9 protein-coding genes are annotated in these 13,590 nt (G+C 60.6%); 4 read left to right on the top strand and 5 right to left on the bottom strand.

The window, feature by feature from the left end:
• The first annotated feature begins 165 nt into the window (after positions 1-165).
• Positions 166-909: an SDR family NAD(P)-dependent oxidoreductase gene (locus QM649_RS19125; protein WP_415200678.1), complete on the top strand. Its 744-nt coding sequence runs from the start codon at positions 166-168 to the stop codon at positions 907-909.
• A 71-nt stretch (positions 910-980) separates the two neighbouring features.
• Here the strand turns inward: QM649_RS19125 and QM649_RS19120 are convergent, their stop codons facing one another.
• Positions 981-1,856 carry a DMT family transporter gene (locus QM649_RS19120; protein ID WP_415200677.1) on the bottom strand — a complete coding sequence of 292 codons (876 nt, stop codon included), beginning with the start codon at positions 1,854-1,856 and terminating at the stop codon, positions 981-983.
• A complete protein-coding gene (locus QM649_RS19115) occupies positions 1,846-3,276 on the bottom strand; it encodes a dicarboxylate/amino acid:cation symporter (protein WP_415200676.1) in 1,431 nt (476 codons plus the stop codon). The genes QM649_RS19120 and QM649_RS19115 overlap by 11 nt, the downstream gene beginning before the upstream one ends.
• 293 nt (positions 3,277-3,569) lie before the next feature.
• On the opposite strand from QM649_RS19115, the gene QM649_RS19110 reads away from it, so the two are divergent.
• The 3 genes from QM649_RS19110 to QM649_RS19100 all read left to right on the top strand — a co-directional run bounded on the left by QM649_RS19110 (position 3,570) and on the right by QM649_RS19100 (position 10,237).
• Complete coding sequence (locus tag QM649_RS19110; RefSeq protein WP_415200675.1) at positions 3,570-5,507, top strand: PAS domain S-box protein; 1,938 nt, start codon at positions 3,570-3,572, stop codon at positions 5,505-5,507.
• Between the two features lie 103 nt (positions 5,508-5,610).
• The gene (locus QM649_RS19105) at positions 5,611-6,174 is read left to right on the top strand and encodes a hypothetical protein (RefSeq protein ID WP_415200674.1); all 564 of its coding nucleotides are present in this window, start codon (positions 5,611-5,613) and stop codon (positions 6,172-6,174) included.
• A 226-nt stretch (positions 6,175-6,400) separates the two neighbouring features.
• Positions 6,401-10,237 (top strand): carboxypeptidase regulatory-like domain-containing protein, encoded by a 3,837-nt coding sequence (locus QM649_RS19100; protein ID WP_415200673.1) that lies wholly within the window; start codon positions 6,401-6,403, stop codon positions 10,235-10,237.
• 11 nt (positions 10,238-10,248) lie between these two features.
• Here QM649_RS19100 and QM649_RS19095 read toward each other — a convergent pair whose 3' ends face one another.
• The 3 genes from QM649_RS19095 to QM649_RS19085 all read right to left on the bottom strand — a co-directional run.
• Positions 10,249-11,106 (bottom strand): MerR family transcriptional regulator, encoded by an 858-nt coding sequence (locus tag QM649_RS19095; RefSeq protein ID WP_415200672.1) that lies wholly within the window; start codon positions 11,104-11,106, stop codon positions 10,249-10,251.
• 70 nt (positions 11,107-11,176) lie between these two features.
• Positions 11,177-12,532, bottom strand: coding sequence for a 4-aminobutyrate--2-oxoglutarate transaminase (gene gabT / locus QM649_RS19090; RefSeq protein WP_415200671.1), 1,356 nt, complete (start codon positions 12,530-12,532; stop codon positions 11,177-11,179).
• A gap of 28 nt (positions 12,533-12,560) precedes the next feature.
• On the bottom strand, positions 12,561-13,590 hold a 1,030-nt coding region (locus QM649_RS19085), incomplete at its 5' end, for an aldehyde dehydrogenase family protein (RefSeq protein WP_415200670.1).

The raw sequence follows: 13,590 nt of genomic DNA, 5'->3' as shown, positions 1-13,590 counted from the left end.
GGCCGGCCTGTCTTTGTCTTTCCGGTTTTCATCATGCGGACCCACTCACTCCTGATATTAGAGTGCAAAATCATGAATCCGATGCGTGCTGCCTACATCTGTAATGGTTATTACGGAATGATCGTTCCGGAATAATCCAAGCCTGATGCGGTAAAGGAGAGATCGATGGGTGCATTGGATGGAAAAGTAGCGGTGATCACTGGAGGCAATAGCGGAATCGGCCTGGCCACGGCGGAGCGGTTCGTCAGGGAAGGGGCCTATGTGTTCATTACCGGCCGACGCCAGGCGGAACTGGACAAGGCAGTGTCGCTTATCGGAAAAAACGTCACTGCGGTTTCGGGAGACGTATCGAAGCTTGAGGATCTCGATCGCCTCTATGAAGTGGTGAAGCGTGAGAAGGGCAAGGTCGATATCGTCTTCGCAAATGCCGGCGTCGTGCATCCTGTTTCTCTCGTGGATTCCACTGCGGAGACATACGACAAGCAGTTCGACCTGAATGCGCGAGGCGTATATTTCACAGTGCAAAAGGCGCTTCCGTTGCTCGCGGACAAGGCCTCGATCATCTTGTCCGGATCGGCGGCGTGGCAGTTAGGTGTGCCGGATTTCGGCGCATATTCGGCGACCAAGGCGGCGTTGGTCTCCTTTGTCCGGACCTGGACGGCGGAGCTTGCCGGCCGTGGCATACGAGCAAATGTCATCAGCCCCGGACCGACCGAGACGCCCATGGTCCATATCGGAGCCAGCACTTCGGAAGAGGGCACGACTGACTATTTCAAGAAGATGATCCCGATGGGACGGCTGGGAAGAGCAGACGAGATCGCAGCAGCAGCGGTCTTTCTTGCTTCGGATGAGAGCAGTTTTATCACGGGCATCGACCTGCCGGTGGATGGAGGAACGGTCTCCAGATAAGGTTGGCCCTGCGCCATTCTTCGCTCACGGCACCTGAGGCGTCATGGCTGTCTCAGGTGTCGTGCGAGCGGTCACGACGTTCTCCTGATTCTGCCTGCCAGCCAGATGGCAAGGAGCACCAGAGTTCCGCCCAGCAGCTGCATGCCGGTCAGGTGTTCGCCCAGAGTGAGATAAGCGAAGAAGGCCGAGAGCGGTGAGACGCCGAGCAGGATCACCGAGCTGATGGTTGCCGGCATGTGACCGAGCGCGTAGGTGAGCGAGAAGTAGCCGATCACCTGGCAGATGAGCGCGAGGCCCAGCACCGCGGCCCAAGAGCCAGGGCTGGGAATCCGCAGCGACGTATGCGTGACCAAGGCAACAGGCAGCAGTACGGCCGCGCTGGTCGCAGAGGAGAGCGCGAGCAGTGTCGCCGAGTCGCAGCGGTCACGCAGCCGCTCGGTGACAAGCAGGTAGAGCGCGAAGCAGAACGCGGTGCTCACCGCCATGATGTCGGCGGAGATCTGGATGCCGAGGTGCGCGGTGTCTGCGCGCATGATGAGCAGTACGCCGGTTGTCGAAAGCGCGAGCGTACCCCAGAAGAGCATGGGCGGAGGGCGGCGCGTGATGGCCCAACTTAGCAGCCCAACGAAGATCGGCGCATTGTTCCCCAGAAGTGTGACGCCTCCGGCAGTGGTGTGCAGCGCGGCCGTGTTGTAAAGGCCCACATCGCAGGCAAAGAAGAAGCCGCCGAGCATGGCCATGCGCAATACGGAGCCGTCAATCCTGCGCAGTTTTTGAGGATCGCGCAGAAGCATCGGCCACAGCATGAGCGCCGCGAAGAAGACACGATAGAAGGCAGACGCGATGCCGGGCATGTGCGTGAATCGCACGAAGACTGCCGACCATGAGATCGCAGCCACACCCACGGCCAACGCCAGCCATGCGCGGCCGATAGAACTACTCGGCATTGGCGACTGCTACCGTGGCTTCCAGTGAGGGCGCTTCCGAGCCGAGTTCGCCTTCCCATCGCGCAACGACAGCCGAAGCGAGGCAGTTGCCGACGACGTTCACCACCGTGCGGCCCATGTCCATCAGCGCGTCGATGCCAAGCAGCACGAAGATCGGTCCCGGAGGCAGATGAAAGATCGAAGAAGTCGCAAGCAGGACAACCAGCACCGCGCGCGGAACGCCGGCCACGCCCTTGCTGGTCAGCATCAGCGCTCCCAGCATGACGACCTGCTGGCTGAGAGAGAGATGAATATTCGAAGCCTGCGCCACGAAGATCGACGCCAGCGCCAGATAGAGCGCGGAGCCCGCGAGATTGAAGCTGTAGCCCGTGGGGATGACAAAGCCAACGATGCGTCTCGGTACACCGAAGGCCTCCATCGCTTCCATGGCGCGGGGCAGCGCAGCCTCCGAGGTGCTGGTCGCGAAGGCAATCGTCGCCGGTCCCGCCACATAGCGCAGAAACTTTCGCACCGGGATGCGCGCGATGAGCGCCGCAGGCAGCATGCCAAGCAGGGCAAAGGCGATGAGCGCCCCATAAAGCGTAAGCAGCATCTTGCCGAGGTTCACCATCACGCCCATTCCCGAGTGCGCGATAGTGTAGGCCAGGGCCGCGCCGACACCGAGCGGCGCCGCGTACATGACCAGGTTGGTGAAGGCGAACATCGTTTTGGTGAGCGATTCGGCCAATCGCAATAGGGGCGCGCGCTTCTCCTCGCTCACCTTTGTCAGAGCCAGGCCGAAGAGCAGCGCGAAGAGCGCCACCTGCAGGATCTGGTCGTCGGCAACCGCCCTGGCGATGTTTTCCGGGAAGAGATTCAGCAGGAAGTGTTGCCACGAGAGCGTCGGCGGCTCGGGCGTGGCACCGGCTGGGGTCACGGTGACGGAGACCTGTCCATGCAGCGGCGGCACTGAGCCCTGCAGGCCGACGCCCGCGTGCGACACATTGATCGCGACCAGGCCGATAACCAGCGCTACGGTCGTCAACAACTCAAAGTAGAACAGCGATTTCAGCCCCAGCCTGCCGACGGTCTTGGCTTCGCCATGGCCGCAGATGCCGGTTACGAGTGTGCCGAAGATCAGCGGCGCCACGATGACCTTGATCAGCCGCAGAAAGACATCGCTCAGCACGTGCGTGGAAAGCGCCACCTGCGGCGCGTCGAGGCCAAGCTCGACTCCGGCCACCATGCTGAAGAAGATCCAGGCGGTAAGCGTGCGCTTCGTCAACGCCCAGCCGAGCATCAGGACCACACCTGTGAGGCGGATCGCTTCCGCCAGATGCGGGAGGTGAGGCAGCGCGAAGCCTACCCCGAAGAGGACGATGCCGGCTATGGCCGCCGGCAGTGCAGCAGGGTGAGAAGAGGTGCGTACATGCGAGGACACAGAACTACTTTAGGGCAGATTTCACGATCGTTAAGTAAAGAGCGCGGGATCTTCCGCGAAACCGGCGATCTGACCGCATTTGGCGAAATGCATCGGTCGGGAGGAAGCTGGGACCCGGAATTGATAGCACCATTCCCGTTTTGGGAATATTGGTGGCCGAACGTATGTCTATGATTCACCTCTACTTGCCTCCATTCTGAAAAGAGGCTGGCAAGGCTGATCCCCTAAATGAGTTACGCATGGGCCATTGCAGTTTTGCCAGAATAGAGCATCGATCCCCCAGGGGGCAGGCTATGTCGGAAACCGCGCCGGAAACGCGCCCGCGTGAGCTTTGGCCGCAGCGCGCTGCTCCGCGTCCGGATTCCCCCCGCGTGGATGGTATCGTTCCCGCACGCTTTACCTCTCCGGGCTTCGAACTCGAACTGCTGAGCCGTGTGTCGGCGCTGGTTGTCGCGCTCGACCGGCGTGGCTGCGTAGTGTGCTGGAACCCCGCAGCGGAACAGCGCTTTGGTGTAGCCGCTGCGGAGGCGCTGGGGCAGCCGTTTCCTCTCGCTCTTTTTGCGGACGCAAGCCTGACCCGCGCCCCGGAGCTGCTGGCGCTGGAGCCGGGCGCGGTCCCTGGTCCCGGCATCGAGGTGAGCATGCTCGGAGCCGACGGCGGCGAGTGCCGGATCGCATGGCGAAGGGATGTGAACCCCGCCGCCGAGCCGGTGCTGGTGCTGACCGGCACCGATGTGAGCGGGCGCTACGAGCGGGAGAAGCGGCTGCGCGCGAGCGAGGCCCAGGCGAGGTTGCTGGTGGAAGGGTCGCTGGGCATGATCTGCACGCATGATCTGAACGGATATCTGCTTTCGATCAATCCCTACGCGGCGGCGAACCTCGGCTACAAGCCGGAGGAACTGGTCGGCCGTTACATGCTGGACTTTATTCATCTCGATCACACGCATGGCTGGCAGAGCTACTGGGACAGCATGGCCACTCGCGGCGAGGATGAAGGGCTGCTCTATGTCAATCGCAAGGACGGCTCGCTGTGCGTGATCGCCTTCCGCAATAAGCTGGTGCAGATTGCCGGGGCGGAGCCGTTCGTGATCGGGCATGGCATCGACCTGACGGCGAAGATCGAGGCGGAGGACAAACTGCACGCCATCATGCGCCAGCGTGAATCCATCCTCGACTCAGTGGGAGACGGTATCTACGGCCTGGATCTGGAGGGCTGCATCGTCTTTATCAATCGCGTCGGGGCGAAGATGCTCGGCTACACGCCGGAGGAGTTGCAGGGGCAGCCGATTCACCGCCTGGTTCATCACAGCTACGCCGATGGCACGCCCTATCCGGAATCCGAGTGTCCCGTCTTTGCTTCGCTGCGCCGTGAAAGCCCGGTTCGTGTGCGCGATGAGGTCTTCTGGCGGCGGGATGGGAGCTCGATCCCGGTAGAGTACGTGGCTTGCCCATTGGTGCATGACGGTCGCGCGACCGGTTCCGTCGTTGTATTTCAGGACGTGACCGAGCGGCGGCAGCTGGACCGGATGAAGGATGAGTTCATCTCGACGGTAAGCCACGAGCTGCGCACTCCGCTGACTTCGCTGCGCGCGGCTCTCGGGCTGCTCAGCAGCGGATCGCTCGAAGGGCGGCCGGAGAAGACGGAGCAGATGCTCGAGCTCGCCATGAGCAACTGCAACCGGCTCGTCTTCCTGGTGAACGACATTCTCGATTTCGAGCGCATCGGCGCAGGCCGTCTGCATCTGGATCGCACCGCGGTCCGGGCGGAAGAACTGCTGCGCGAAGCTGTGCAGCGCCAGACGGAGACTGCAAACCGGGCAGGCCTGCGCATTCGCGTGGATGCGGAGCCGGTGAAGCTCTGGGTGGACAGTGGGCGAATCGTGCAGGCCATCTCGCGTCTGCTTTCCAATGCCATCAAGTTTTCTCCGCCTAACACGGAGATCGCCTTACGCGCGCATGCCGTCAGTGATGCAGAGGCGCTGATTGAAGTTCACGATCATGGACGCGGCATTCCGGCGGAGATGCTCGACACCATTTTCGATCGCTTCCGTCAGGGAGATGCTTCGGACTCACGCGCGAGCGGTGGCACGGGCATGGGGCTGGCGCTGGCGCGCGGCCTGGTCGATCTGCATGGCGGGCGCATCTGGGCGGAGAGCACGATCGGCCTTGGCAGCTCCTTCTTTCTCACACTGCCGCGTATTCCCCACGACCTCGAGACGTCCATCCAGTAGCCGTATTCGCTTACGCAGAGATACTGCGTTTTCGCCGGAACTTTCCGCCTACAGCTTGCGTATTTATCGCTGTCGCGGCAACCGGCCGCGCGGAGCCGATGCGATGCGTTCTCTCTTTTTGCCTGCAGCCATGGTGTGTCTCTCCATCGTCACCGCGTCCGCACAGGATAAGGGCTTTCAAATGGAGATGCACGCGCGTGGCGATGCTCCGTCTTCGAAGATGGGGTTGCCTGACTATCCGGGCGCGAAGCTCGATAAGTCGAGTTCCAACGACAGCGCAGGCGTGGATATGGGGCTCAGCGTGGGCAGCTTTCACTTCAGCGTAGTCGCTGCCGGATACACGACTGCCGACTCTCCGGACAAGGTGCTTGCTTACTATCGCAAACCTCTCTCACGTTATGGAGAGATCCTCGAGTGCCTCCATGGACAGCCGGTGGGCACGCGTAAGGCTACCAGCACCGGTCTTACCTGTTCGTCAGAGAAGGGCGGCCATCTGCAGGTGAATGAGAGCGTCGATTCTGCGAACGATCACGAACTGCGCGCCGGTATGCCCCATCGCTTTCACATCGTGGCCATCGACTCGAAGACGAGGTCTGGAGAAACACATTTCGGACTGGTGGCGCTTGAGCTTCCGCGCGATTCGGATGACGACGATCCGTCGAACTGATTGCGGTGCACGGCCATCTGTCGTGTGCCCGCTGGCTTGAGAAGTTATGCCCCATGCTGCTGTGCGTGGGGCATAACTTTTTCTTGACAGCGATAAAAATTTCACTAATCTTGCTGAATATATGTAAGGTTTGTTACTCCACAAGCCTTCGCTTTACTCCCCGTAGTGACTCGTCAGAAGTGCAGGAATCGTCAGGTCTCCATACTCCTCGTTCGAGGTGCAGAGAATGCTGTCCATTGCTGTCTGTTGTCGACTCAGGCTATGTCGCTCGCTCTCGTTTCTTCTGCTCGTCACACTTCTGCTGCACGTTCCCTTTCTTCTCGCGCAATCGACCACAGGCCGAATTCTCGGCCGGGTTCTTGACCCAAGTGGAGCCGTGGTTCCCGGCGCAACCCTGACGATTACCAACGCAGACTCGGGCCTCACGCAGACCGTGCAGTCTTCGAAGAGCGGGGAATATCTTTTTCTCTCTGTGCCTATCGGACGATACAAGCTGACTGCTGCGGGAAACGGCTTTCGTGACTTCGTCGTCGAAAGCATCAATGTCCAGCTCAATAGCACTGTCTCCTATGACGTAAAACTTGTCGTGGGATCGAGCACGGAATCGATCGAGGTATCGGCTGCTCCGCCGCTGGTTGACACCACAAGCACGCAGTTAGGCGCGGTGGTGAACTCGCGAGCGATTGAGAATCTTCCGCTCAACCAGCGCAACACCTATCAGCTGCTCCAGCTGCAGCCCGGCGTTACGGGTGTCAGCGGTTCTGATCTGTTTTATGGCAGTGACCAGGCCGGAGCTGTCTCGGTGAATGGCGGGCGTGGGCGCTCGAATAATTTCAGCGTGAATGGCGGCGATGGTAACGACCTCTTTGTGAATTCGCCCGGGATCGAACCCTCGCCGGATGCGATCGACGAGTTCCGCGTCATCACCAACACCTTCGATGCGGAGTATGGCCGTAATTCAGGGGCGGTGATCAACGTAGTCACAAAATCGGGCGGCAACAGTATGCACGGCAGTATCTATGGCTACGTGCGCAACCAGTCCATGGATTCGAAGGGCTATTTCGATCTCGCAACGCCCGAGGACAGCCAGGAGCAGTTTGGCGCGACTGTCGGTGGACCTGTACGCAAGGACAAGACTTTTTATTTTCTCTCGTATGAAGGGCGTCAGTTGCGCAAGGGGATCAGCTCCGACCGTGTCCGCGTGCCGACGGCGCAGGAGCGCGCAGGTGTCTTTGGCGGCGATCCATTTTCGGGAGCGCTCACCGATGGTACGGCAGCATCGATCATCGCGAATCGCGCGGGCTGCGCGGCCGCGATCTCCTCGCAAGGCGGCACGGTCCCTGATCCGGTGTCGGTTGCGCAGGGCAATGCGATGGCGTGGTCTTCGATTTTCCCAGGCAACGTGATTCCGCAGGCCTGCTTCGATCCTGTGGCCGCGAATATCCTGAGCAACTATGTACCGCTGCCGAATGTCGCCGGAGACGAATATGAATCCGCGCCATTGCAGCATGCGCGCGAGAACCAGGGCACGTTCCGCTTCGATCACAAGTTCAGTGACAGCAATTCTTTCACTGCCTACTACTATGCAGATGACGACTTTGAAGAGAACCCCTTTACAAAGTTTCAGGCCGAGATTCCCAACCTTCTGCCCGGCTTCGGAAGCGATAACGCCACGCGGAACCAGCAGATCAATCTCTCCGACACGTGGACGCTGAACGCTTCCACGCAGAACGAAGTGCGCGCGACCTATTATCGCGAGGGCCAGCGAACATTCCTGCATCCGCAGCGCACGAATCTTGTTACCGAATCCTGCACCGGCGCGGCGTCAGCGTACTGCTTCAACGGCAACAGTGACACGCCGCTCTACGCTTACGCCAGTGACGGCACGGCGACCGGGATTGCCAACACGTCAAAGCTCGGCATTACGCCCGGTCTTACTGCCGGACACGAGGGCGTGCCGTACATCAGCATCAGTGGCGGATTCACCATCGGCAACGATAGTGAAGGCGAACTGCCGCAGGTGGGCAATACCTACTCGCTGATGGATAACTTCTCGAAAACCATCGGCAATCACAGCCTGAAGTTTGGCGTGGATGCAAGAAATCAGCGCTTCGATCAGACGCTCTACTACGACATCAACGGATACTTCAGCTATAGCGGCGGCAGCGAGAACGACCTTGGCGCAGAGAATCTTTTCGGCAACTACCTGCTGGGTTTTCCTGACAGTTACTCGCAGGGATCGCCGCAGACGGAAAACATCCGCGCGTACGCCGTATACCTCTTCGCAGAGGACAGCTATAAGATCCGGTCGAACCTTACGCTGAATTACGGTCTGCGCTGGGAGCTCAATCAGCCGCTCGCGGACGTCTCGCATCGTGTGCAGACCTTCCGCGCGGGGCAGGCTGATACCCAGTTTCCGTGTGTGCTCTCGGCATCGAGCGAGGCCGCGCTGGGCGCGACAGACACGGACTGCGGACCGGGCAGCGATAACGAGGCGGTTTTTCCGCTCGGCCTGGTTGTGCCGGGAGACAAAGGCGTGCCTGCCGGGCTAACCGCGACCTACTACAAAGCGTTTGCTCCGCGCATCGGCATGGCGTGGTCGCCGGAGAGCTTCCACGGCAAACTTGTTGTGCGCTCGGGCTTCGGCATCTTTTATAACCCGATGGAGCAATTGGTCATGGAGCAGTTCCAAGGGGAACCGCCTTTTGGCGGAAGCAACTCCATCTCCGCGCCGTTGTTTCAGACGCCCTTCGTCACACAGTACGGAACGGTCAGCCCAAATGCGTTCAATGGCTTCCTGGAGCCGAAGCCCGGCGACTCGGTGGACTGGTCGGCATTTCGTCCGATCATTATGTTTGGCGAGCTGCAACCCAATCTGCGCACCCAGTACACCGAGCAGTACAACCTGCAGATCCAACATGAAATTGCGAGCAATCTCGTGATGACGATCGGCTACGTTGGCTCGCAAGGCCATCGTCTGCTGGCTACTTACGATCTGAACCACGGCAACCCGCAGACCTGCCTCGATCTCGCCGCGACCTCGGCTTACAACGGAGACAGCAGCTATAACTGCAGCCCGTATGGCGAAGACAGTGCGTATTACATCCCCGCAGGTGAGACGATTGCGCCGCAGGGGCTGCATCTTCCTTATGGGGCAACGCCATTCCTTCAGGGCGGAACAGCGGTGCCGAGCGGCGGCATCACGCTCGTGGGACTTCGCCAGTATTCATCGCCCTATTGCGATCCCATGTCTGGTACAGGCTGTCCTGCGGATGGCGTTCCGGTCTTCTCGAGCATCTTCGCACAGGATGTAGTCGCCAACTCCGCATACAACTCGCTGCAGGCATCGCTCGAAAAGCGCTTCTCACAGGGAGTGCAGTTCCTCGCCTCGTATACCTTCGCAAAGTCGACCGATGACGCATCGAGCTTCGAGCAGAGCCTCGATCCGCTCGATCCCAAGCGCGACCGCGCCGAATCGCTCTATGACGCGAGACATCGTTTTGTCTTCAGCGGCGTGTGGGATCTGCCCTTTCCGAAACATGGCGGCGCTCAGGGCGTGTTTGAGAATGGCTGGCAGATCTCCGGCATTACTACACTGCAAAGCGGTTTTCCGATCCGCCTCGACTCAAACCTCGACCAGGAGTTGCAGGGGAGCGGCGATTTCGAAAACCCTGGCCGGCCGGATATCGTGAAGACCTTCACCCATCGCAATCCGAGGACGCCGCTCAATGGCGACACCGGCTATTACTTCGATCCGGCTATCTTTGCCACGCCGGCTTTGGGTTCCGCGGGCAATGCGCCTCGCAGTATCTGCTGCGGACCACCGGTTGACGGCACCGACTTTGCCGTGCAAAAGCTCACGCCCGTGCACCGCGGCACGCTGGAGTTTACGTTCCAGGTCTTCAACATCTTCAATCACACGCAGTTTCTCAATCCAGACGGGCAGTTAGGCGACGCCCAGTTCAACGGCAATAACGAGCCGGTTGCCGGCGGTCTCTTCGGCGAGGTCACGCGTGTACGCGATCCGCGCCAGATGCAGCTGGCGCTGCGCTTCAAAATGTAACCGCAGTTGTATCAGAATGTCGGTGGGGTGTTGATCCAGAGCAGTACGGCAGGCTTTTTGTAGGGGTTGCTCCAGCGATGCGTCTGCGAGCTGGCGAAGTAGAGGCTGTCGCCTTCGCGCAGCTGGTAGTGCTCCACCTCATCAAGCCAGACGTCGCAGCTGCCGCTCACAACGAAAAGAAATTCTTCGCCTTCGTGGTGGTAAGAGCCGCCGCTTGACGTGCCCGGCGCGAGACGGAATAGATGTGGCTCCATGGCTGTGGAGCCGAAGGCGAGCAGTTCGAGATCGACGCCGGGCTCGCTCGAAAGCTGCACGCGCTGGTGCGGACGTACAAGCTTTCCACCCTTGTCTGCGCCTCCGAAGAAGGACAGGACATTTGTCTGATAGAAGACCGAGAGCCGTTGCAGAGTGGCGACCGATGCGTGCGCCTGTCCGCGCTCGAGGCAACTGAGAAAGCTAACGGAAAGGCCCGTGCCTGCTGCGGCCTGTGAGAGCGTCATCCTGCGATCGCGGCGCAGCTTGCGCAGGCGGTTGCCGATCGCGTCGATCTTGGGAGCGGGTGTGCTTCGCCTGCCTAACGGCTTTGCCGGACCGCTTCCCATAAGGTGGCGGATTGCGTCGACGTTCAGGTTTTTCTCGAGCCGCAGATGCTGGATTTTTTTGAGCTGCTCAACCTCTTCGCGGGAGTAAGAACGGTAGCCGCTGCCTGTGCGCCGAGGCTTGGTCAGGCCGGCATTCTCCCACTGCCGCAATGTCGACGAGCTCACGTTGAGCATGCGAGACACCTCGGAGATGCGGAAGGAGAGATGGTTCGCAGTCCCGCTGGACTTCTCTGCTTTGGGCGGGGACAGGGGAGATTTCCGAGGCATATGGCGGAAGGCAATTCCAAAAATATGTTTGTAACAGCCTCAGCCGTGCAGGGCAAATGCCCAATGCGGGTCAGGGTGCGGCAGTTGCGAGCGATCCATATTCCATTGCGATCGTATCAAGTCCCGCCTCCATCACCTGGAGCGCTTCCTCGAACTCTTCGTCGGTCATCGTGAGGGGCATGAGCAGACGGACGACATTCTCGTAAGTGCCGGCGGTGAGCAGGAGCACGCCATGCTGCAGGCAGTGCTGCACGAGGGCCCTGGCTGCCGCGGTTCGAGGCGCACCGTCTTCTTGAGCGAACTCGATGGCACGCATCGCGCCGATGCCACGGACATCGGAGATGAAAGGATGCCGCTGCTGCCAGGCATGTGCGCGCGCCTTGAAGGCTCTCCCGAGGCTGCGGGCACGCGCGATGAGATGGCCATCGGCAAAGGCTTCCACGACGGCAAGTGCGGCGGCACAGCTCACAGGGTTGCCCCCAAAGGTCCCTCCGAGGCCGCCAGGGACAGGTGCGTCCATGATCGGAGCGCGGCCCGTGACGGCGGCGATGGGCAGGCCGCCGCCCAGGGACTTCGCTGTGAGAATGAGATCGGGCTCAAGGCCGAAGTGTGTCGAGGCGAAGAGTTCGCCGGTGCGGCCAAAGCCTGTCTGCACCTCGTCGGCAATAAATACGATACCGTGACAGGCACAAATTTCCGCGAGCGCGGGCAGAAAGCCGCTGGGAGGGACGACGAAGCCGCCTTCACCAAGCACCGGCTCGACGATGACCGCGGCGATGTCTTCGGCGGCGACGACGCGGCGAAACGTGTTTTCGAGCAGCGCATGCACTTCGTCACGCGTAACAGAGCGCCGGAGCCGCCTGTCTCCAGCATGCACGCCGAATGCGATGCGGTGCACATCGGAAAGAAAAGGCCCAAAGTGCGACTTGTAAGGGTGAGTCTTGCTGGTGAGCGTTAGTCCCAGCATGGTGCGGCCGTGAAATCCATCCTCCACGCAGAGGACAGCGCGGCGCCCCGTGTAGGCACGCGCGATCTTGATGGCGTTTTCAACTGCCTCTGCGCCGCTATTGGTGAGGAACGTCTTTTTTGCAAAGTCCCCCGGAGCAAGTTCGTTCAGCTTTTCAGCGAGGGCGACATAGCCTTCGTAGCCGGTAACGGTGAAGCAAAGGTGAAGGTACGTATCGGCCTGATCCTTGATTGCGGCGACGACCTCCGCGTGCCGATGCCCTACATTCAGACAGCCGATACCTCCGGCGAGATCGAGGATGCGGTTGCCGTCGACATCTTCGAGGATCGCGCCTTCGGCGTGTTGGATGAAGATGGGCGTGGCCGCGCCGACGCCGCGAGGTACGGCTGCCTGCCGCCGCGCGGTGAGGGCGCGGGAGGCAGGGCCGGGAATTTCCGTTTGTATATGTATGGCTGCCATGAAATTGAAACCGCCGTAATTACAAATCTCAGTACCAGCCGATGGGCTGCTCGTTCAGGTTGATGTGAACCTGCTTGGTCTCGAGGTATTCATCCATGCCGTGTACGCCAAGCTCTCGTCCGAAGCCGGATTGCTTGTAGCCGCCCCACGGCGCTTCCACATAAGTAGGTTGCATATGGTTGACCCAGACGATACCCGCGCGCAGTGCCTTGACCGTGCGCAGGGCTCTGAAAATATCGCGGGACCAGACAGCGGCGGCGAGACCGAAGGGCGTGTCGTTGGCGATGCGCAATGCTTCGGCTTCATCTTCGAATGGGATGACCGCGGCCACGGGGCCAAATACTTCTTCCCGGGCGATCCGCGCGCCATTGTCCACATCGTAGAAGATCGTGGGCTCGACATAGTAGCCGCGGCGAAAGCCCTCGGGTTGTCCTCCACCGAGAGCTATCTTCGCTTCTCGCTGGCCAATTTGCTGGTAGCGGCAGACGCGGTCATACTGCTCGCGGCTCACCAGCGGTCCCATTTTCGTCTCGCGGTCGAGCGGCGCGCCGAGGCGGATGCCGCGCGCCTTTTCGACCATGGCCTCGACGAATTTTGGATAGATGGAGCGCTGCACCAGCACGCGGCTTCCGGCTGAACAGACTTCGCCCTGATTGATGAAGACACCGAAGAGCGCGCCATCGATGGCAGCCTCGAAGTCGGCGTCGGCGAAGAAAATATTCGGTGATTTGCCGCCGAGTTCAAGCGTGACACGCTTCAGTGTATCCGCGGCAGACTTCATGATCAGCTTGCCGACCGCAGCCGAACCGGTGAAGGCGATTTTGTCGACATCGGGGTGTTCGACGATACGCGCGCCAGCGGTTTCTCCTAATCCGGTGACGATATTCACCACGCCTGGCGGCACACCGAGCCCCGGAAGCCATGCGGCGAGCCGGAGAATGGTAAGCGGTGTCTGCTCGGCGGGCTTGAGGACGCAGGCGCAGCCCGCGGCGAGCGCAGGTGCAAGCTTCCATGCGGCCATGAGCCCGCCGAGCAGACACCGCTTACCATTCTCCGGC

It is taken from the genome of Silvibacterium sp. (assembly GCF_047605705.1).
GTDB lineage: Bacteria > Acidobacteriota > Terriglobia > Terriglobales > Acidobacteriaceae > Silvibacterium.
This window is presented reverse-complemented; position numbering and strand designations above follow the sequence as displayed.